The 663-nt window shown below is 36.8% G+C and carries 2 protein-coding genes; both read right to left on the reverse strand.

Annotated features, from left to right (window positions below):
- Positions 1 to 54: 54 nt before the first annotated feature.
- Positions 55 to 315, reverse strand: a complete 261-nt coding sequence (locus tag A6E03_RS16290) for a Txe/YoeB family addiction module toxin (protein WP_065593072.1) — start codon at positions 313 to 315, stop codon at positions 55 to 57.
- Positions 312 to 563 carry a type II toxin-antitoxin system Phd/YefM family antitoxin gene (locus tag A6E03_RS16295; RefSeq protein ID WP_012551877.1) on the reverse strand — a complete coding sequence of 84 codons (252 nt, stop codon included), beginning with the start codon at positions 561 to 563 and terminating at the stop codon, positions 312 to 314. Before A6E03_RS16295 ends, A6E03_RS16290 begins: the two co-directional genes overlap by 4 nt.
- Positions 564 to 663: the final 100 nt, after the last annotated feature.

Here is a 663-nt window from a genome sequence, read left to right on the forward strand (position 1 = left end):
GAGATTGCCGAGTGTAATAAATCGTGTTGATGCGATTGTTAACTGCGCTTCAAATTAATAATGATAGCGACAGGAAATTATTGTCAAATGTGCATCATTAACGGCATAAACTAATCGGTTGGTGTCATCAATTCTACGTGACCAAAAACCTGCCAAATTTTCTTTCAATGGCTCAGGTTTTCCAATACCTTCGAAGGGAGAACGTTTCGCATCAGTAATTAATTTATTGATGCGTTTCAGCGTTTTCTTATCCTGACCTTGCCAATACAAGTAATCATCCCAAGCATCGTCAGTCCAAGCTAACATTCGACTCATTCAAGTAAGCCTCTTTCCGTAGTTTGACCGGCATTGTATTGAGCAATTGATTTATTTAGATGAGCAGCATTAGCTGGAGAACGAGATAAATAAATCGTTTCCATTAAGCTATTATAATAATCCATAGACATCACAACTGCATCTTCAGAATCTCGACGAGTGATAACTGTGCAGTCAGCATCATTAACTACGCCATCAAGAACAGATTTAAGACCATTTCGAGCTTCAGTAAAAGAAACTATACGCATAATTACCTCTTTGTTGAGTTGTACTTAATATTGAGCAAGTCTAACTCATTAAAATTGAAATGTACAATATATTGCACAGGTAACAAAGAAGCAGTTAACG

The organism is Aliivibrio sp. 1S128 (assembly GCF_001691065.1).
Classification (GTDB): Bacteria; Pseudomonadota; Gammaproteobacteria; order Enterobacterales; family Vibrionaceae; genus Aliivibrio.